Origin of the sequence: Mycetocola zhujimingii (genome assembly GCF_003065425.1) — a bacterium.
GTDB classification, from domain to species: Bacteria; Actinomycetota; Actinomycetes; order Actinomycetales; family Microbacteriaceae; genus Mycetocola_A; species Mycetocola_A zhujimingii.
In genome coordinates, this window is the sequence record NZ_CP026949.1 from 2981099 (window position 1) to 3001337 (window position 20239).

At 62.8% G+C, this 20239-nt stretch carries 19 protein-coding genes and 1 tRNA gene; 6 read left to right on the forward strand and 14 right to left on the reverse strand.

What is annotated here, in order from left to right:
- Window positions 1-119: 119 nt before the first annotated feature.
- A complete protein-coding gene (locus tag C3E77_RS14255; RefSeq protein ID WP_108392540.1) occupies window positions 120-722 on the forward strand; it encodes a hypothetical protein in 603 nt (200 codons plus the stop codon).
- Between the two features lie 77 nt (window positions 723-799).
- Here the strand turns inward: C3E77_RS14255 and C3E77_RS14260 are convergent, their stop codons facing one another.
- The 14 genes from C3E77_RS14260 to C3E77_RS14325 form a co-directional block, all read right to left on the reverse strand.
- Entirely contained in the window at window positions 800-2638 is a 1839-nt protein-coding gene (locus C3E77_RS14260) for an alpha/beta hydrolase family protein (protein ID WP_108392542.1), read from the reverse strand.
- 182 nt (window positions 2639-2820) lie between these two features.
- On the reverse strand, window positions 2821-4026 hold the full coding sequence (locus tag C3E77_RS14265; protein WP_108392544.1) for an MFS transporter: 1206 nt from the start codon (window positions 4024-4026) through the stop codon (window positions 2821-2823).
- Window positions 4027-4101: 75 nt separating this feature from the next.
- Window positions 4102-5292, reverse strand: coding sequence for a DUF993 family protein (locus tag C3E77_RS14270; RefSeq protein ID WP_198412161.1), 1191 nt, complete (start codon window positions 5290-5292; stop codon window positions 4102-4104).
- Window positions 5293-5347: 55 nt separating this feature from the next.
- The gene (locus C3E77_RS14275) at window positions 5348-6586 is read right to left on the reverse strand and encodes a CaiB/BaiF CoA transferase family protein (protein ID WP_108392548.1); all 1239 of its coding nucleotides are present in this window, start codon (window positions 6584-6586) and stop codon (window positions 5348-5350) included.
- A gap of 4 nt (window positions 6587-6590) precedes the next feature.
- Window positions 6591-8225 (reverse strand): acyl CoA:acetate/3-ketoacid CoA transferase, encoded by a 1635-nt coding sequence (locus C3E77_RS14280; RefSeq protein ID WP_108392550.1) that lies wholly within the window; start codon window positions 8223-8225, stop codon window positions 6591-6593.
- Window positions 8222-8995 carry an enoyl-CoA hydratase/isomerase family protein gene (locus C3E77_RS14285; RefSeq protein WP_108392552.1) on the reverse strand — a complete coding sequence of 258 codons (774 nt, stop codon included), beginning with the start codon at window positions 8993-8995 and terminating at the stop codon, window positions 8222-8224. Before C3E77_RS14285 ends, C3E77_RS14280 begins: the two co-directional genes overlap by 4 nt.
- Window positions 8992-9786, reverse strand: coding sequence for an SDR family NAD(P)-dependent oxidoreductase (locus tag C3E77_RS14290; protein WP_257790999.1), 795 nt, complete (start codon window positions 9784-9786; stop codon window positions 8992-8994). Before C3E77_RS14290 ends, C3E77_RS14285 begins: the two co-directional genes overlap by 4 nt.
- Entirely contained in the window at window positions 9783-10616 is an 834-nt protein-coding gene (locus C3E77_RS14295) for an ABC transporter ATP-binding protein (protein WP_234031225.1), read from the reverse strand. Before C3E77_RS14295 ends, C3E77_RS14290 begins: the two co-directional genes overlap by 4 nt.
- Window positions 10613-11128, reverse strand: coding sequence for a MaoC/PaaZ C-terminal domain-containing protein (locus tag C3E77_RS14300; RefSeq protein ID WP_108392556.1), 516 nt, complete (start codon window positions 11126-11128; stop codon window positions 10613-10615). The genes C3E77_RS14295 and C3E77_RS14300 overlap by 4 nt, the downstream gene beginning before the upstream one ends.
- Before the next feature lie 46 nt (window positions 11129-11174).
- Entirely contained in the window at window positions 11175-12218 is a 1044-nt protein-coding gene (locus tag C3E77_RS14305; RefSeq protein ID WP_108392558.1) for an ABC transporter substrate-binding protein, read from the reverse strand.
- 56 nt (window positions 12219-12274) lie between these two features.
- Window positions 12275-13162 (reverse strand): ABC transporter permease, encoded by an 888-nt coding sequence (locus C3E77_RS14310; protein ID WP_108392560.1) that lies wholly within the window; start codon window positions 13160-13162, stop codon window positions 12275-12277.
- A 136-nt stretch (window positions 13163-13298) separates the two neighbouring features.
- Complete coding sequence (locus C3E77_RS14315; protein ID WP_108392562.1) at window positions 13299-14762, reverse strand: four-carbon acid sugar kinase family protein; 1464 nt, start codon at window positions 14760-14762, stop codon at window positions 13299-13301.
- Window positions 14759-15532, reverse strand: coding sequence for an SDR family NAD(P)-dependent oxidoreductase (locus C3E77_RS14320; RefSeq protein WP_108392564.1), 774 nt, complete (start codon window positions 15530-15532; stop codon window positions 14759-14761). The genes C3E77_RS14315 and C3E77_RS14320 overlap by 4 nt, the downstream gene beginning before the upstream one ends.
- A 168-nt stretch (window positions 15533-15700) precedes the next feature.
- Window positions 15701-16468 carry a FadR/GntR family transcriptional regulator gene (locus tag C3E77_RS14325; RefSeq protein WP_234031226.1) on the reverse strand — a complete coding sequence of 256 codons (768 nt, stop codon included), beginning with the start codon at window positions 16466-16468 and terminating at the stop codon, window positions 15701-15703.
- Window positions 16469-16725: 257 nt separating this feature from the next.
- On the opposite strand from C3E77_RS14325, the gene C3E77_RS14330 reads away from it, so the two are divergent.
- From C3E77_RS14330 to C3E77_RS14350, 5 genes are all read left to right on the forward strand, one after another.
- Window positions 16726-17097 carry a hypothetical protein gene (locus C3E77_RS14330; protein WP_108392568.1) on the forward strand — a complete coding sequence of 124 codons (372 nt, stop codon included), beginning with the start codon at window positions 16726-16728 and terminating at the stop codon, window positions 17095-17097.
- Between the two features lie 21 nt (window positions 17098-17118).
- Entirely contained in the window at window positions 17119-18093 is a 975-nt protein-coding gene (locus C3E77_RS14335; protein WP_108392570.1) for an NYN domain-containing protein, read from the forward strand.
- Window positions 18094-18231: 138 nt separating this feature from the next.
- Window positions 18232-18306 (forward strand) — tRNA-Met (locus tag C3E77_RS14340).
- 122 nt (window positions 18307-18428) lie between these two features.
- Complete coding sequence (gene bla, locus C3E77_RS14345; RefSeq protein WP_108392572.1) at window positions 18429-19343, forward strand: class A beta-lactamase; 915 nt, start codon at window positions 18429-18431, stop codon at window positions 19341-19343.
- A 55-nt stretch (window positions 19344-19398) separates the two neighbouring features.
- Entirely contained in the window at window positions 19399-20235 is an 837-nt protein-coding gene (locus tag C3E77_RS14350; protein ID WP_108392574.1) for a hypothetical protein, read from the forward strand.
- Window positions 20236-20239 lie beyond the last annotated feature (4 nt).

Consider the following 20239-nt stretch of genomic DNA (forward strand, 5'->3'; position numbering starts at 1 on the left):
CACCGGCTGATAGTCAAGCTTCCGCAGAGGGTCAAGGGAACACTTCAGCGAAGTGTTTCGGGTCACTCGGTTTAAGCGATCAGGATAACGATCTACTTGTAACTCATTCAGTACAGGCAGTGCAGCTCGTCCATATGGCCACCGAACCGATGCTCGATCTGCGCGCGCCAGAGGGAAAGCTTCGTCGGCTACGACGTCATCCAGTCCCCCGCCCGCTCACCCTCGCCTACGGGCTAAGCGACTCCCCCATCGGCCCCGTCGCCTGGCTGATCGACCACTTCGAGCGCTACTCCACCACCCGCAACCCACCCCATGACCTGCTCACCAATGTGATGCTCTACTGGCTGCGCAACAGCATCCGTTCGTCGATCCGCTACTACAACGAGAGCATGGGCGGCTGGTCAGCGGCGAAGCAATTGTGGGGCGATGAGACCTCCGACGATCAGGCGACGGATGCAGCGCCCAGCGAAGCTGAATGGTCAGCGGAAGCCGGTGGCTGGTCGATGAAGATCGAGGTTCTGACCGCGATTGCGGTGTTCCCGGACGACATCACCGACCCGCCGAAGGGCCACGCGGAGCGGTTCTTCGATGCGCGCCGGTTCAGGAAGATGCCGGCCGGAGGACGCTTCGCGGCGCTCGAGGTGCCGGACCTGGTCGCGGCGGACATTCGGGAGTTTGTTTCGGAGCTCACTGTGACGGGGCATCCGTCCAGCCCCCGTTAGCGTGATCGAGCGGTTAGAGACGACGTTTCGAGGAGACGCTGTAACCCACCGCGCCGTCCTCAGGCGACCGCCGGATCTCAGAGCGCCGCTCCTGCCCGGCGATCGCGGATCCAGTCCGACTTGCTGCGTGTGGGTGCATCGACGCCCGGTTCGAGCCCGTTGTCGGTCAGGTACTTCATCGCACGCTCGATGGCGTCGATCTTCCGTTTCAGCTCTTTGAGCGCTGGGGCCGATTCATCGGAAAATTCGTCTAGCCGTTCGTGTTCGCGCCGAACCTCGATCTCCGTCACGGCCAGGACTCCCCACACATCCGGGTCCGGGTCGAGGTGCTGCCGTTGACGCAGAATCTCCGCGGCAAGCCTCCGGCCGACGACCGATTCGAGGGTCTCTGCGGAGGTTCCGGGGCTGGCGAGGCTGAATGCGATACCGCCACCGCCCGCAGTTACGAGCGTCCCGGCGGTGAGCAACCCGCCAATCATGCCGCCGGGCCCGAAACTCGCAAGCGCGCTGGTGATCACCGCGGCGCCTGCAAGCCCGGCGCCGGCGGCGAGCGCCAGCCCGCCCGTCGCCACCACTATTGCAGCCGCGCCCGCGCCTAGAGCTCCCCACTTCATCCAATTGGCTCCGAGGCCGCCGCCGAGTGCATCCTGCGCGCGTTTGGCTGCAGCGAACACATCGGTGCCGAACTTGCTGCCCAATCCCATCTCAGCGGTGAGACCTTCCATCGCTCGCTGTCGTTTTTCCCGCGGAACAACGATCTCGAACGGGCGAATAACGTTCTCTGCCGCGAGGACCGTCAAGAGAACCACTGCCTCGTCCTTCGAGACATGGCTGCTCGGAAGCGGTTCCGGTGCAACCGCGTGTGGGTCGGAGTGGTCGAAAGCGAGGCGCGCGATTGGAGACGGCAACCCGCGGCCCTCCCGCTCGTTCCGCACCCGGATGCCTTCGACTGCGGCCGCTTGCACCTTGCGGAGTGCACCGGCCCACCGATCCTGGAGGTCGCCAGCCAACTGCATCTTGGTGAGGTACGCGTACCTCAGGGCCAGCAAAGCGAGCTGTTCGGCCGCGTCGAGGGGAATGTCCATGCCGTGCTCGACGCCCACCAACGCCGTGGATTTGGATCCGAACAGCGCGAAGCCAATTGCCTCAACTACCGCCGCATCACCGAGATAGTCCTCAGCGTCATGCGCATGGAGCAGGGTGGTTCCCGTGGTGATTCGGAAATCGATCATCCAGGGGAATGCGGACGACACACCCCTGTGGGCGGCCACTGGGTCCAGAGCATTCCAGTAGTTCACCCACCACGCCAAATTGGCGGGCGGCTCTTTCAGCGTCTCTCGCAGTTTGTCGACATCGAAGCTCCCATGGGCCAGAGGGCTTCCAATGGTCACCATCCCGACGACGTCAAGGCCGACGGGAAGGCGTCGCACAAGGTCGGCGGCGATCACCGAGCCGAGGCTATGGCCGACGATGACGATCCGACCTGCCTCTGGGAGTTTTGAGAGGATGCGCTTCAGCACTTGCGCGCGGACGCGTTCGTTCTCGAGGTAGTTGCGCGCCTGCAGAAATTTGGAATGCCGCAGGGACAGACCGGTGATTACATCACCTCCGGGGGAGCCATTGCCGCGATTGTGCCGACCCAGCCGGGACTCGATCGCTCCCATGCGCCGCTCGAAGTCTCGGCGGTTCTGTTTCGCCGACTCACGCGGGGGCTGCTTGATTTTCAGGGGCGGCAGCGACTCGGCCTCATCCCAGTCCTTCAACGCGTGCGCGTACTTCGGCGCAATAACCCGGATGGACGTCAAATCGGGATAGCCGAGTCGGTCCAGAGTGTCTTGGAGGCGAACCATCCACCGATCGTCTTTGTCGCCTTCGCCCACACCGTGCAGAAAGAGCAGGATCGGATCGTTAGACATGCAGACTCCGTTCGTGGCCGCCAGTGGCCCTGAGATCGAGCGCCCTAGAGTTCCGGGCAAGGGACGCTATTGATCCCGGACCTATTGTGGCGGACGCGACTGGCCCCGCGTGAGCGCGCCACCCGCGATTAATGTTGGGCTGCGACGATCACCGTTGGGCACCCAAAGTCGCTGGCGGCGCCCTATGACTCGGTTACGGCCCGCGGCACCACCCGGTCAAGGACCAGTGCCGCGGCTATTGCCACGACACCAGTCGACGCGAGGAACAGGAGGGAGAAGGTCCAGCCACCGGTTGCAGTAAACCCGATTCCCACGACGGACGGGCCGAGCGCGCCCACCGCGTATCCGATAGCCTGCGCGAAGCCGCCGAGACGACTCGCCTCACCCTCATCGCGAGATAGCCGCATAACCAGGGTGATACACAACGGGAACAACACGGGTCCGAGACCAGCGATGATCACCCAGATCATCGTTCCCGTGGTGGGCGAGATTGCGAGCATCGTATTTCCGATGACCAACGACACCCCCGCTATTGCGGCGATCAGAGCTGGGCGACGCATCTTCATCGTCAGGCCTGGGACCAAAAGAGCAAACGGAAGAGCAAGCGCCGCGTACAGCGCCAGTGCGGCACCCGCATCGGCTTCGGAGAAACCGGCTGTGTCGATGAGGATCGCGGGCAGCCAGCCAAAGAGCGCGTAGGCATTGAGCGTTGAGACACCAAACGCCGCCGCGAGCGCCCACCCGGCCGCTCGTTGCGCACGGGTTGGTGCACTCACCGCGCCGGTTCGCAGCCGGAGAGGCCGGCGCCCACCGGACAGGGCAAGTGCAATCCACGGGATGACGGCAACCGCGTTCAGGATCGCCCAGGCCGCGAGCGACCATCGCCACGACCCAAGATCGGCCAAAGGCACCGCGGCAAGCGGCGGCACAAAGGTACTCACCGCAAGCACGGTGATGTAAACGGTGGATATCTGTGCGATTCGGAGCGGGAAATACCGCTTGACGATCGGCGGCAGAATGACGTTCCCCACCCCCATCCCGATGAAGATCGCGATGCTCGCCGTCAGAAACACAGCAAAATCAGGCGCAAGGGAACGCGTGGTGTGCCCGATGAGCATGATCGCCAGACAGCCCAACGCCGTCCCACGGAGCCCGAAGTAGCGAGTTATCCGCGACGTGATGAGACCACCAAACGCGAAGCACAGGGGTGGGATGGTGCTCAAGACGCTGTAGTCGGCCGCGGAAAGGTGCAGGTCCTCAGATATTCGATCCAGAACCGGAGCGGTCGCGGCCACCGCGGTCCGCAGCGTCAGCGCAAAGAAGACAACCCCGACGAAAGCCAGGAGTGCCGTGCGGTTTGCATCTCCGCGCGAGCCGTCAGGATCCACGCGTCACCATGGTCGGAACCACGCCACCGTTCGCGAGGGGGACGCGTCCGGTGGCGTGGAGCCTGGCCGCGGCGGTCACTCCACGCCGTTTACCGCGAGGAAGTTGCGCATGCGGTGCGCGGAAAGCTCAGGATCCGGGAAGAGCCCGAGCGCGTCGGTGCCGACGAAAAGGTCGGTGAGGTGTTGCAGGGAGCGCATGCCCTCGCGACCAGTCACCATCCGGTAGTGGTCCTGGTGCCCCGACAACCATGCGATGAACACAACACCCACCTTGTAACTCGCGGCCGGCTTTTCGAACATCTTCACCGCGAGCGGGATGGTGGAGTCGAGTTCGGCTTTGAAGGTGGCGCGGTCGCCGGAGTCAAGAGCCGCGAATCCCACCGAGGCGATAGGAGCGATCGGGTCCAGAACACCCAGCAGGCCGTGGCTATGGTGAAAGCCGGGGCCTTCCCCATCGCCCAACAGGAGGTCGGTGTATCCGTAGTCATCGCCCGTGAACACACGGATGGACTGGGGTACCTGGCGGCGGAAGTGCTGTTCGAGTTCGTCATCGAGAAGGCTGAACTTGATGCCTCGCAGCTTTGACTCGTTGTCGCGAGCCATGCGAAGAACAACCTCCATCGCGGCCGGAATGTCGGTGTGGCCCCAGTATCCCTCGAGAGTTGGGTCAAAGACGGTTCCGAGCCAGTGCACGATGACCGGGTTCTTCGCCTGGCTCAGGACCTGTCCGTAAACCCAGAGGTAGTCGTCCTCGTTGGACGCAGCAGCCACGAGAGCGTGGCTCGCGCGGATCACCGCGGACCCGCCTTGCGACTCAACGTGATCGAGTTGCTCCAGGTACGCATCAACAACAGCCTGTAGCGATGGGTTCGGGTCGGTCAGCTGGTCTGTGCCCGCTCCACTGACAATTTGCGCCCCGGCATCCTTCGCCGCCTGGGAACCCAGGGTGATCAGCTGCTTCGCCTGCGACCAGTCAAGGCCACCGGGCCCCCGCTCAGAGGTGTCCATGGCCTCCGCGACGCCGATGCCGTAGCTGAACAGGTGCTGCCGGAACCGAATGGTCGCGTCCCAGTCAACCGGGGGCTGAGCGCCGGGGGTGTATTCCTTGCGAATGTCAGCCGTCACGTGCGGGGCTGCGAACACCGAACGGGAGGTAAAGGGGGCAGGATGCTTCGGAAAATCACGGGCTTCGTGCATCGAGTGGGACACCAGCGTTCCGTCGGCGCGCGGGATGGTCAGTTGCGTGGCAGTCATTGCAGTAGTCATTTCTCGTCCTTGAAATTGATGTGTGTAGAGGTCTGGGGCGCTGGTTCGCGAGTGGTCACCAGACTCGCGGAGTTCGGGTGGCTTCCGATCCGATCACCCCACCTGACCGCAGCTGCGCAATCGCCTCCGGTGACAGCCCGAGCTCGGCCAGAACTTCGTCGGTGTGCTCACCTAAGGAAGGGGGCGCCATCCGGAGAGCACCTGGCGTATCCGAAAGCTTGACCGGGATACCGACGAACTTCATGTCCCCGAGGCCCGGCACGGATTTGGTGAGAACCATTTCGTTGTGGAGCACCTGCGGGTCCGCGAACACGTCGTCGTAGTCGTTCACCGGAGCAGTCAGAACGTCTTCAGCCTCAAACCGGGCCATCAGGTCGTCGCGGTCGAATGTGAGCGCGGCAGTGCGAATGATCTCCGTGGTCTCCGCGGTGTGTTCGCGGAGGCCCTCCGTCGTCTGAAAACGTTCGTCGTTGACCACGTCGTCCGGCAGTCCGAGAGCACGAGCCGCTCGCTTCCACGGCTCCGAAATGTAGAACTCGCCGATCAAAACGAACCACGAGCCGTCTTTGGTCTCGTAATAGCCGTACAGGGCAGTGTTGTGTGCGTGGGCGATTCCTGCTTCGGGGCGCGGATACTCCTGGCCCGTGTTGAGGTAGGTCGTCCCCTCCTGCAAGTGGCTGGCGATCGCCGCGTTCAGCAGGCACGAATCGACCACCTGACCACGACCGGTACGCTCACGCGCCGCCAGCGCGACCATCATTCCCTGCGCAAACTGCATCGACGCCAGGTAATCGATCATGAACGTACCGGATGGGGTGGGCGGCCCATCCGCGCTGCCCGTGAGAGCCATAAGGCCGCTGATAGCCTGCGCGGCAAGATCTTGTCCGCGCCGGTGAGCGTATGGCCCGGTCTGGCCGTAGCCCGAAGCGTAAGCAACAATGATGCGCGGATTCACGGCGCTGAGGTCGTCGTAGCCCAGGCCAAGCCTGTCCATAACCCCTGGCCGAAAGTTGCTCGCAACAATGTCTGCATCTTTGACGAGGTCGAGAATTAATCGGATGCCCTCGGGGTTCTTGACGTCGACGGAGAGGGACCGCTTGTTTCGGTTCGTCGCGGACCAGTGGGGGCTATAGCCGTCAATCGTTGGGCACTGTCCCCGGCCGATCTCGCCGCTGTCGATGCGTTCAATCTTGATGACGTCGGCGCCGAAATCTGCGAGCACCTGGGTGCCACTCGGACCTTGCTCGAGCTGAGTGAAGTCGAGAATCCGGATGCCGTCAAAAGCGGAGGTCATATGCTCACCGTGTTTCTGTGTTGGAGCGAGAAGGGGTGTGAGGGAGACGGGATGGGGCGGGCCTGAGGCGAATCCCCATCGGCTCAGGCTGGAATATCCTCGGGTCCATCGACTTCAGATTCGCCGCAACGGGCATCCGAAAATCAAGGAGATCGAGAATGTCCCGATAGAGGGAGATACCGGGCGCGACCTCCGTGAGAACGAGCCCACCGTCGCGGAGTTCGAAGACGGCCCGCTCGGTCACATAGACAGCCCGGCGACCCTCACGGCGCGCCTTCTCGGCTGAGAACGCGACCTCGTCGACGGCGTCGACGAACTTCACGTATCGGCCTTCACGCTCGATGACGACCTTGCCATCGTCAATACGAACGAGAAGACCGCCGCCGGTGAAGGTGCCGCAAAAGACCACTGTGTCGGCCTTCTGGGAGATATCGATGAATCCGCCTGGCCCGATCGGGACCGGCCCTACTCGAGCGACATTGACGTCGCCGGAGCGCCCGACCTCTGCGAAACCGAGCCCGGCAATGTCGAGACCGCCTCCGTCGTAGAAGTCGAACTGTGCAGACATGTCGATCAGTGCGGAAGGGTTCGTCGCAGTGCCACTGTCGAAGCCGATCCCCGGGAGCCCGCCGAAGAGCCCCTGCTCAACGGTCAGGGTGACCTCGTCAAGCACGCCTTCTTCCAGGGCGACATACGAGATCCCGTTTGCCGCGCCGACCCCGAGATTCACGACCGCGCCCGGGTGAAGTTCAGCGACGGCTCGCCGCGCGATGGTCTTGAGGTGGGTCAGCGGAAGCGGCTCCACGACAACGTCTGTGGCCGGCCCGGCGCCGGTGCGCGCAGGATCGAAAACGGTGACGGGCGTTTGCATCGGGTACGTGGTCTCGACGACATGATCGACGAGGACGCCTGGAACCCGTACGCGTGCGGCCGGGATTTCTCCGCGAGGCACGACGCGTTTGACTTCGGCGATGACGATGCCACCGGTGTTGCGGGCAGCCTGGGCGATGGCGAGGTTGTCACTCAGGGCTGCCTCTTCATCCATGCTGAGGTTGCCGTCCTCATCCGCAACCGAGGCCCGGATAATTGCAACGTCGATGGGGAAGGTCGGGTAGAAGAGCCATTCGCGGCCTCCGACGGTGACGAGTTCGCTCATCCCCTCCGTCGTGCACGCGTTCATTCGTCCCCACGAAAGGCGAGGGTCCACGAAAGTTTCCAGCCCGATGTCGGTGAAGAGTCCGGGGCGGCCCGCAGCAATTTCGCGGTACAACAGTGAAATCGTGCCGGCGGGAAGACCAATCGCTTCGACCTCGTTCGCCGCAATCATCCTTTGCTCAGCCGGGCTGAGAACGAAGTGCGAGCCAATGAACCGACGGGTGAGTCCCGGTTTCGCGAGATGGTCGATTCCGCGCCCCTGACGGTCGCCAAGTCCCATCACGTGGACAACGTCCAGCGCCAACGGAGATCCGGATTTCGCGAAACGCGCGCCGATTGCCTCGAGGATGCTTTCGGGCACCTGGAGCAGCGACCCGCTTCCGCCCACCGCGATCGTGCCGGCGGACGGAACGAGTTCGGCCGCTTGCTCAGGGCTCAGCCGGAGGGATTCCCGCCTGGAAGGCTGCGATGACGCGGCAATCATGCGCCGCTGAATTCGGGTCGTCGCTTCTCAAAGAAAGAGGCTGTTCCCTCACGCAGATCGCTGCTGCGAAATACTAGCTCCTGTGCGCGCACTCCCTGCGACAGGGCGGCATCGAGAGGGAGATCCACTGCCGCGTTGACCAGCTGCTTCGCAAGACGGTTCGACAACGGACCGCGTGCGGCGATCTCAGCGGCCAGCACACGTGCGGTCTCAAGCGCTGTCGCGGTTTCGCTCACCTGGTTGACCACTCCCCACCGTTCAGCGTCACGCGCGGAAAGGACGCGCCCCGTGACCAGAAGCTCCAGGGCCCGGGAAGGACCGATGAGCGTGGTGAGTCGCACCGCGCCCGAAGCCGCGAGGCCACCAATTCTCGTTTCCGTCAGCCCAAGCGTCGCCGTCGAATGAGCGACCCGGATGTCACAGGCAAGCGCCAGTTCCAGACCTCCGCCGAGGGCGGGGCCATCGATCGCCGCGATGGTGGGCATCGGCAGTGACGCCAGCAGCCGGAGGGCATGGTCTTCAGGAAGAATCTTCCGCTCGGCCGCGCGCTCGGCCACCGATGCGAACTCGGTCATGTCGCTTCCGGCGCAGAACGCCCTGCCGTCACCCCCGTGCACGATCAAGGCCAGGATGTCGTGACGTTGCGTGATCGTTGAGACCACGTCGAGCAGCTCTCCCAGCATCTCAGTTGTGACGAGGTTCAGTGGTGGGTTCGCGAGTTCGAGCTCCGCTACCGGTCCGTCGCATGTGAAGCGGAGAAACTTTGTCACAGCATCACATCCCCTCCACTGACGTGGATGCACTCCCCTGTGATGTACGAGGCGTCGGACGACGCGAGGAAGGACGTGGATGCGGCAACGTCCTCTGGCGTCCCCATCCGGCCCAGGGGCACCGCAGCGATTCGTGATTCGCGCGCACTGCCGGGCGCCACTCCCTTTAATGCAGAGATCTTCTCATCGGCAACAGCCCACAACGGCGTATCGATGACGCCGGGCGCGACGGCGTTCACGCGGATTCCGCGCGGAGCCAGCGTCACCGCGAAGGATCGAACGAGGCTCAGCACCGCGGCCTTTGACGCTGAATAGTGGGGGTAGTACGGAGAGCCAAGTCGCGCCTGGATCGATGCCATAGCGACGATCGCCGGGAACGAGGTCGGATCTGTGTTGATAGCCCTGGCGGCCATTTGCATGGAAAACAGCGTTCCCCGAGCGTTGACATCCAGCACCCTGTCCCACTCTTCCGCGCTGACATCAACCGCGTGTTGGAACGTCTGCACTCCTGCGTTACACACAAGGAGGTCAAACGGTGCACCGAATGCGTCCTCAACCTGAGACGGTATTTCGTCGACGCTCGACTTGTCCGCGACGTCTACCCGGGCAGCTGCCGCGCTCGCCCCTGCCGCATTCAGCTCATCGGCCAACGCTGCCGCACGGTCGTACTGCAGGTCAGCGATCAGCACCCGCGCGCCGTCGGCAACAAGTCGACGCACGATGCCTTCACCGATCCCCTGTGCGCCACCTGTCACTACGGCGATTCTGTCCTGGAGACGACGATCGGTCACGCCGCACCGTTTGTTGTCGGCAATGTGATGCCGTGCAGAACGCCCATGCGCTCGAAGTGCGCGTAAATGCGATCCACATACGCACCGAACTCTGGCGCGTCGCCAAGCACGATCGGCCGTGGTCGGGGGAGGTCAACCTTGATTTCCTCGACGACCTCGCCGGGGCTGGGGCTCATCACGAAGATCCTGTCCGACAACCCGACGGCTTCTTCGACGCTGTGGGTAATGAAAACAACGGTCGGTCGGCGGGCCAGCCACAACTGCTCAAGATCCGTTCGGACCTGAAGTCGGGTAAGAGCATCGAGCGCACCGAAAGGCTCGTCCATCAAAATGAGCGACGGGTCGTGCACGAGGGTGCGGATCAGTGAGACGCGCTGCCGCATTCCTCCGGAAAGCTGCCGCGGGTATTTACCCATCGCGTGCTCCAAACGAAGCTGAGCGAAGAGTTCCTTTGCGCGACCCTCGACCTTCTTCTTCGGCAACCCCCGGATGTCGGCCTGGAGCATGACATTCTGAAGCGCGGTCCGGAAGTCGAGCAGGAGATGATCCTGAAAAGCGATGCCGACGTCCGTGATCGGCTTCTCGACAGCCTTACCGCCGATTCGGATTTCTCCTGCGGACTTGTCGAGGAGTCCGGCAATCAGCAACATGAGTGTGCTCTTGCCGCACCCCGAAGGACCAACGATAGAGACAAACTCTCCTGCCTCGATTGATATGTCGATCTGCTTCAGAGCCTGAAACGGTTTCGCCGTCTCTGCACCAAAAATCTTCGTCACCCCGTCGATCTCTACCGGGGATCCAGCGTGCTGATTCATTGTTGCAGTTGTCATGATGCGTCCTTTCCGGATGCCGCCAAGGACGGCGCAGCCGCGACAGCGGCGAGGGGAGTTTTAGAAACTAAGAGAGCCTTCGTGCCCTGCTGGACAACCTCGCCGGCCTGGTTGACGACCTTCACTTCAAACGTCGCGATGGCCTGATCGGGCTTCGACCTGCTATCCCGGATCTCCTTGATCACGTAGTCAACGAAGATGGTGTCGCCGACGAAGATCGGTGCGACGAAACGCCAATCCCCAATACCAAGGAAGGCGATGGCAGTCTGCCTGAGCTCACCTGTGCGCGCCCACATGAGGCCGTGCGCATAGGCGAGCCCAAGCATCCCGTGGGCTACGCGCCGACCGAACTGGCTCGCCTCCGCATAAACATCGCTGGTGTGCAGCTCGGAGAAATCACCCGTGAGGCCGGCGAATCCAACCAGGTCGGCGTCGGTTATTGTGCGACCCGGACTCCGGAACGCCAGTCCCTCGTGCAAGTCGTCGTAGGTGTAGCCCTGCAGGTGTGCCATCGTCTTCCTTTAGTTATGTGTCGTCGTCAGTCGGCTGGCCGAAGGGTCAGCACGACCTCATGTCGGACTCGTCAGGCAGGTACTCATTGGTGTAGTACGTGGTCGGGTCGGTGCCGGCCGGCAACAGTTCAACCTCGCTGAGCATCTCCTGCGTCAGTTCCCACTGCGCGGCCTCGGCGCGCCCAACGACAACCGCGTCGCCGCTGCAGAAGAGGGGCGTGATGTTCTCGAGTTCCTGCGTCGCGAGGTCAGTGTCGACGGTCGAGAAGATCTCCTTCAGAGCCGCGACAGCAGTCTCGGGCTCATCCAGCGCCACGTCCCAGCCCTCAAGGCTTGCAGCGATGAAGGCCTTGACGATGTCCGGGTTCTCCTCCATGTAGTCGTTGCTCGCGAAGATCGAGGTGCTGACTGTGGGCACCCCGTTGTCGGCGAAGGTGAACGTGTCGAGTTCAGCCCCCTGCGCTTCCAGCTGGATTCGGTACGAGTCAATCGAACCAAGAATCGCGTCGACCTCGCCCTGCAGCAGCGCAGGAACCATCGACGTGTTAGGCATGTTGACCAGGTTGACGTCCGATTCGCTCAGACCGTTTGCCTTCAGGAACAAAGGGAGCATCGTGGTCTGTGAGGAGCCGGACGGCACTCCAACCTTGAGGCCCTTGAGGTCCTCAAGCGAGTCGACGCCTGTCTCCTTCAACGCTTCGACTTCGTTCGGGTTCGACTGATAGATCGTGGAGAGCACCTTCATCGGCGCACCTTGCGCAATGAGCTGGCTCACGGCGACAGCGTCGGCATACGCAATGTCAGCCTGGCCGCTTGAGACGAGCTGCGCAGTGTTTCCTGAACCGTTGCCTTCGACAAGAGTGACGTCGAGGCCGTATTCCTCGTAGATGCCTTCCGAAACGGCAGCGGCGAAGCCGGCGTTGGCGCCGCCTGCCGTCCAGTTCATTTGGAAAGTCACCGGGGTGAGTTCGGCGGGAGCTTTGCCGCCCCCTTCACCTTCGCTGGAGCCAGAAGCTGAACAACCGGTGAGCGCGAGGGTTATGACGGCGAGGGAGCCGACCCACGCGACGTTGCGTGATGAACGGAACATGATTTCCTTTCTTGTGCCCGGAGGGCGAGGTTGGGTGCTGCGGGTGTAGTTGGTGATCAGCCGAGCTTGGTGCGCTGCCATGGAGTCATGAGCCACTCAGCGAACTCGACGATGTAGTTGATGGCCACGCCGATGACAGTGAGTACGACGAGGACGGCGAAAATGAGTTCGGTGTCGAGGGTGCTGGTCCCGCGGAGCAGGACATACCCGAGCCCGTTGTTCGATCCGACGAATTCCGCGACGATGGCCGCGGTCGCTGCGATTGTCGCGGATGTCTTGATTCCCGAGAAGATGATCGGCAGTGCGGCCGGGAACCTGAGGTATCGGAACGTCTGGAAGGTGCTCGCTCCCATGGACTTCGTGAGGTACAGCAGCCGCTCATCGAGAATTTGGAAACCGCTGATGCTGGCGAGCAGCAGTGGGAAGAACGTCATCAGGACGGTGAGCAGAATCTTCGACTCGATGCCAAATCCCAGCCACACCAGGAACAGCGGAGCGACAGCGATCTTCGGCACCAGCTGAAGGAGCATGATCGGTGGGTAAAGCGCCTGCTTCGCCCACTTGGACAGAGCAATAAGCAGGCCGAGCGGGATAGCGAGAACGACGGTCAACGCGAAGCCCACGATGATCTCTGTCAGGGTGACCTGCGCGTTTTCCCAGAGCAACGCGGCATCATCGACGATCCTGACGAAGACGTCAAGCGGGGCAGGCAACAGGTACGGCGGGATCTTGAAGATGGGGATGATGAGGGCCCAGATAAGGACGATTGCCACGAAGGTCAGGGGCGGAACGGCCACCCACGCGGCCCTGCGAATCTTCTTCGACAACGGCGCCTGGAACCCTGGTGGTGGAATCTCCTCTGAGGCACCGCTCTTCACGAGATCCGCCGGGGCAATCGCGCCGGCCTCGGCCGCTTGCTGAACCGCGTTCTTTTTCGATGCCATCAAAGCCATTCGTCTGCCCTCTTCATTGCGGGACGCACAACGGTCATCGTGCGTAATCTGATCAAAACATTTGCATATAGTGCGCAATTTGCCAACTTGGCCGTGATGCGACTACTCGATCTGGATGAAACGCGCATCATGCCCTCGCTCCTTCGTCGGCGCTGAGCACCTTTATAACCGAAGCCAGGGCGTCGTCGTCCCCGACGTTTCCAGCGAAGACGACGAAGGGGATGCCGTCCGCCGGCCCTCCCACTGGCCGCCAGGCCGAGATGATTCCGGGCAGTAATGGACCCAGAACAATCGCTCGGGCAATCTCAAGGCCGTGCGCCGCCACATCCGAAGACGTAATGCCGCCCTTAGCGATGACATATCGGGGACGCCCCGCCTTCATGATTCCTTGCACGATTGCCACGATGGCCGCGGACACAGACCGCGCAATAGCGAGGCTGTCCTGGCCGGATTCAGTTCGCACAAGAACCCTGCTGGTGTGGACGACCACTTCGTGTTCCCGGAGTGCCGATGTCGCCGAGGAAATCGCCGCTGCTATTTCATCGGATCGGCGTTCCGGGTCGAGCAGCGCGCCGACATCGATTTGTACAACGCTGGCGTGACCGTCCTGAAGGAGCCGCTCGAGCTGGGAAGTTGTCTGGGCGACGTGTGAGCCTACGACCACCAATCCGTGGCTGGCCGGGGCCTCATTCCCGCCATACAACTCTGACGAAGAGAGCGGCGCTCGCTCAGCCTGCCCGATCCGAGCTCGTACGAATGGCGGTCCAACCCGATAGAGGAAGCGCTTCCCGCGCTCCTCAGCCAGTGCGAGACCCAGCGAAAGCGCGCGCAGGTCGCTTTCCACAACCGCGTCGGCAACGATGAGTGCCCGTTCAGAGGCGTTTTCGAGTTGGCTGGCGATGGCCTCCGCACCTGACCGCATAAGGCCGAGATCGAGCACGATGACCGAGTCGGCTGGTATCTGGCCGAGGGACTTCTCTTCGATATAGCCGGGCAGGTCTGACCGACTGAACCCGAACGTTGCATCCGACGCGAACTCCGTCTGAGCTACGGGGGTGAGTTCGTCGCTTCCGCTGCTTACATAGTGGACACCGTTGATCGTGACGCGGCCGGCATCAGGAAATGCCGGCACGACAACAATGCCGTCGGTGTGGGAACCGGCCTTCTCAAGTTCGTCCGCAATGACCGACGGCTCAAGAGGAAAGTGACCGCGCAAAGTCGAATCGCTCCGACTTACGAACGCGATTTCGCGTTCCCCGCGCGCTGCCAGCGCGTTGGCAACCACTTCGCGGTTGCGCGCTGCCGCTTCCAAAGGTCCGAGGCTCCGTGTGTTCGTCAGCACATAGACCGCGCGCGACTCAAGCGCGAATGCCCACCTGAAGTCGGCTTCTTCCCAACGAGTCAGAACCGGGAGCTGGGATACCGACTGCGTACCGGTCGGGTCGTCGTCGAGGACGACCAATACGCGCTCAGGCCTCCACGACGCGGCCACGGCCGCGGCAGACACGTCCGTCTCCGCCGGGAACGCGGAAAGCGCCACCGATCGGGACACGACCTGGTCGCTGGGACGGGATGCTGACTCGATAGTCATGAGATCTGGAGGCCGCCGTTGATGTCATACGTTGCAGCGGTGATGTATGAGGCGTCATCGCTGACGAGGAAATCGATAAGGGCTGCGACGTCGTCACGTGTTCCTACGCGACCGATGAGCGTGTCCGCTGACATTGCCGCTTTCCGCTCTTCCGTCAGCGTGCCCCCCATGATGTCTGTGTCAATCGGCCCGGGCGCGACGGCGTTGACGGTGATGTTGTGCTCGCCCATCTCACGAGCCAATGCGCGGGTGAAGCCAATGACCGCAGCCTTGGAGGCACTGTAGGCGACCTTTGAATAGGTGCCGCCGCCTCGCTGTGCTGAGATGGACGACGCGCTTACGATGCGGCCGTATTTGCGCTCAATCATTCCGCGAAGCACTCGCTGGCTCACGATGAATGTGCCGCGCGTGTTCACGGCGAACACCTGGTCCCAGGCCTCCACTGTCTCCTCCATGAATGGAGTAGGAGAACTGATTCCGGCGAGATTCACGAGCGCGCCGATCGCGGGCAACTGCTGCTCAACCTCGTCGATGGCAGCTGCAACCGAAGCCTCATCCGAAATGTCGACACCCACACCGAGCGCTTCCGCGCCGGTTGTCTCCGCTACCCAGGCGGCACTGGCAATGGCGGCAGCTTTATCGATGTCGAGGAGAGCGACGGACCAACCGCTCTTGGCCAGACGGGCAGCTGTTGCACGTCCGATACCGCGCTCTGATCCCGCTCCCGTGATAACGGCGGTGCGAGCTGTGGGGAACTGAGATTCAGTCATTGAATTCCTTCGATCGTCTCCAAACGAGAGTCGATCGAGGGATCCACGGCGATCTCGTTCCAAGGGCCTGTGGCCCCGATTTAGTCTGACATCAGATGTCTGATTTGACTATCAAAACACACCGGTCTTTCGCTGTCAACCATGGCGGGCGCCCGAGGGCGTGTGAAGCTATGAGCCTTCTGCGACGTGTTCTCGAGAACCAATGAATCGCTCATAGTCCTCGAAGGTCTGGTTGATGTGCGCCTCCATCACCTGCCGGGCTGAGGACGGTTCGCCGGTTTGAATCGCTTCCAATACGTACTCGTGATACTCGATCGCGTGGCGTTGCACTTCGCCGAACGCCGACGTTGCGCGGCGCATTGAATACAGCAGATCTCCAAGTTGCCCCATGATTGCCGGAACGAACGGGTTCCTGGAGGCAGAGAAGATCGCGTCGTGGAAGTCCAGATCCCACCGGGTAAACGATTCGACATCGTCGGCATCGTAGGCTCGCTTCATCCCATCGATCGCAGAGCGCATCCGACTGAGGTCGCTATCGGTTCGATTGGAAGCTGCCAACTCGGCGGACCCCGTCTCGACCATTCGACGAACCTCGAGAAGGCGGAGAGCGATTTCGTCCTCCCCCACCCCCCTGGCGGCGGCCCGCAGGATCGCACTCAGGCCGGTCCATTGGTCGAGCGGGTTCACGAAGGTCCCAAGTCCGCGTTTCACGGTCACGATGTTCTGGGCCCTGAGAACGTTGATTGCTTCGCGAGCCGTAAGGCGACTCACGCTCGACCGCTCGGCGATGCCTGCCTCAGGGGGCAGAGTGCTGCCGGGTGCAACTTCCCCACTAAGAATTCGGTCAAGAATGTCGTCCACCACGACGTCAACAAGTGATTTGCGCTGCAATTTGATCTCCGTTCCACCGCAACGCCCGCGGCGCCGATCCGACACTACTAGAAACATCTGATGTCTCCCAGTGCCAGACCGCTCGCGGTAAGCATCGGGACCGGAGCCAACAAAACCATCTCAAATGCGCGGCCGCATCGAGGACACACCACTGACTTGAGTTCTTCACCTAAGAGATTTCCGGGCACGACACCGCTATCGCGTACCAACTCCAAGAGAGAGTTGCCCTGAAGAGACGCGGGCCTTCTGCCGCCCCAAACTGGTGCTGCCGCTCCGGGCGCAGCGCTGACAGGCTGAGGCGGGTGAGCATCCCGAACCCTGATCCCTCTGCCCAGCAGCAGGTCATCGACCAGCCCGTGATGACGGAACAAGCGAACAAACCAGCGGTAATCGCCCTCGTGCTTGGCATCGTGACGGTGATTCTTGGGATGTGGATCCCCCTCTCGCCCTACGGGTTGATCATGATTCCCGTCGCGTTCCTGCCCGCTGTACTCGCCATCGTTTTCGGCCACGTCGGAAGTCGGAAGGCAATGCGCGTCGGCGTCGGCCGAGGCGCTGCGCGGATCGGGCTCACCACCGGCTATCTCATCATCGCCGTGTCGATCGGAACCGTGATCTGGTGGATGAGCGCGCTCCAGAACATGTCTGGGACCGCAGGGGCCATCGGCGTCTGAGGCGCGGACGACAACACGACCATGCCCAAGCCCTCCCGCGACCGCGTCGCCGTCTACATCGATTTCGACAACATCGTCATCTCCCGCTACAACCAGCTGCACGGCGACGGCCAGTTCAACAAGGACAAGGTGCGGTCGTTTCCTCCCACCTACGGCAAGCCCGACCCGGCGATCGCAGCCCGCATTCGTGAAGCCACCGTCGACGTCGCCGCGATCCTCGACTACGCCTCGTCGTTCGGAGCGATCGTGGTCAGCCGCGCCTACTCGGACTGGTCCGCCCCCGCCAATGCCGGCTACCAGAAGCAGCTCATCGGCCGTGCGGTCGACCTGACCCAGCTGTTTCCGACAACCCAGGCACTCAAGAACGGCGCCGATATTCGCCTCGCCGTTGATGTGATGGAGGATGTGTTCCGTCTCAAGGGACTCACCCACGTGGTGATCGTCGCCGGTGACTCCGACTACATTCCCCTTGCGCAGCGCTGCAAACGCCTCGACCGCTACGTCATCGGGATCGGAGTGTCCGGATCGACGAGCCAGTCACTCGCGGCCGCGTGCGACGAGTTCGCCGACTACGACACACTCCCGGGAGTTCAACCGCCCGCGCCGGCGGAGCTCGCGCCAACCACCACGGTGCCGCCCGCCGCAGCGCGCAAGACCACCACACCTCCGGCCAGCGCCTCGGCCTCGGGCACCACCTCAGTTCCGGCCGATTCACCCGTCGGCGCACGAAATGTTCAGAAGGCGGCTAGCGCTGCGCTCCGGCGGGCGATGGAACTGCTCGAGAAGAACGACCTCGAGTGGCAGCACGCGTCCGCGGTGAAAACCCAGATGAAGCGAATCGACCCCTCATTCCAGGAGAAGCAGCTCGGTCACAACCAGTTCTCCGACTTTCTCCGCTCGCGGTTGAACATCATCGAGATCGACAAGAGCAGCGCAACACCGGTGCGATTGAGGCTCCGGCCGGAATTCGCCACCTCCATAACGGATGCCGACTAGCGGCACCACGCGAGGCACTCACGAACGCGCTACGCGGCATCCATTCGTGATCTTGGCTGCTTGCATGACGACATCCGGCGTAAGACGGCGACACATCGATTGCACGCTGCAGGTCATCTCCGTACCGTGGCTGACTACCGCGGCGTACCCAAGTGGTCAAAGGGAACGGTCTCATAGCCCGTCAATTCGCAAGTTCGAATCTTGCCGTCGCGTCTGAGAAGAAGCTCGCGCCCGGCGCGCCAAAGCATGTGCGATCCGCGCATCGATAGGCCTGTCGCAGCCCCACTACGATGACTTGGGCACCCACGTTCGATGATCCACCCGAGAGAATTTTGATGCCCCACACGATTCGCCTCGCCGCCGCCGCATTCACCACCCTCGCCATGAGTGTCCTCGTCGGGTGCGCAGCCGAACCTGCCGCCACAGAAACACCATCGGCAACGGCAACCCCGGCTCCAACCGCACCCTCGGCAGACGCAGAGTTCGACGAGCTCGAGCAGAAGTTCGACGCCCGCCTCGGCGTCTACGCGCTCGACACCGGAACCGGCCTGGCGCTGGAGTACCGAAGCGACGAGCGGTTCGCCTACGCCTCGACCATCAAGGTGGTCGCGTCGGCCGTGCTGCTCGACCAGACCAGCGACGACGAACTCGACACCCTCGTCACCTACGACGAGTCCGACCTGCTCGACTACGCGCCCATCACCGAGCAGCACGTCGACACCGGAATGACGCTCCGCGAACTGGGTGACGCCGCCGTAAGATACAGCGACAACACGGCAGCGAACCTCATCTTCGAGCAGATCGGCGGGCCGGCCGGACTCGCGGCCGCGCTCACAGCGATGGGCGACGACGTCACCCAGGTGGATCGCATCGAACCGGACCTCAACGAAGCCACGCCCGGCGACCCGCGTGACACGACCACCCCTGAAGCGTTCGCGACCACGCTCGAGGCGCTCGTCCTCGGCGACGCCCTCGAAGCATCCGATCGAGAGCTCCTGACCGAATGGCTCGTGGGCAACACCACCGGCGACAAGCTGATTCGAGCGGGCGTGCCGACGGAGTGGACAGTCGGCGACAAGACCGGCTCTGCGGGCTACGGAACCCGCAACGATGTCGCGGTGATCTGGCCCAGGGAGGGCGATCCGATCGTGCTCACCGTTCTGTCGAGCCGCTCAGAAGCCGACGCCGACTACGACGACGCGCTGATCGCCGAGGCGACCGCGGTTGCGATCGAGGCGCTGCAGCGCTGAGGTTTTCGTTCAGCAATGCTCGTCTCAACGGCCGAGATACGACAGACTGCGCAGCATGACAACCCCGAGCCCCTACCGGGCCGCCGACCAGGCACCGCAAGGTCCCCCGCCGCGCGCCGCGCAAGTTCGGCGCACCAACCGGCTCGGCATCGCCGCCCTCGCGCTCGGCATCGCGTCGATCCCGTTCGCGTTCCTCCCGGTCCGGGACGCACACGCCCTCGGTGCCATCGGCCTCATCGTGGGCCTGATCGGCCTTGCCCAGGTCAGCAACCCACGCCGCCACTCGCTGCTGGGAACGGTGCTGTCCAGCCTGTCACTTCTCATCGCCTTCTTGATGGGGTCCGCCTACTCGTCAGGGTTCACCTATGGCGCGCGCGGCACGCCCTGGATCGGCGGCCTCCCGGGCCAGCCGACTACTGAGTACGTACCGCCACCCGACGTGCCCGTCGGAGGTCCGCGGCCGCTCGGCAGCGAGGTGGAGTTGACGGATGCCGACGGATCGTCGCTCTTTACGGCATCCATTACCGAGTCGGTTCTGAACGCGGACGACCTGGTTCTCGCGGTCGATGGCAACTCGCCGGCGCCCGCCGGCATGCAGTGGGCACTCGTCACAATCGACCTCACGTTGCTCGCCGTCTCCACGCTCCCGCCGGACAGCATCAATATCTTCTATGTCTCGGGAGGGAACGAGGTCTATCCCGCGTCCGACCCAGCCGCGATCGCACCGGGAATCGACCTGACGACCACCCAGTACGGTCTCGGTCTGGGCGAGAGCGGCACCGCGCAGGTCGCAATCGCAATTCCCGCGGATAGCTCCGGCGATGGTTACTGGTCGCTTCAATACGGCCAGGGCACCACCGGAGGTAACCTGTTCTACTTCGAAACCGAGTGATGGT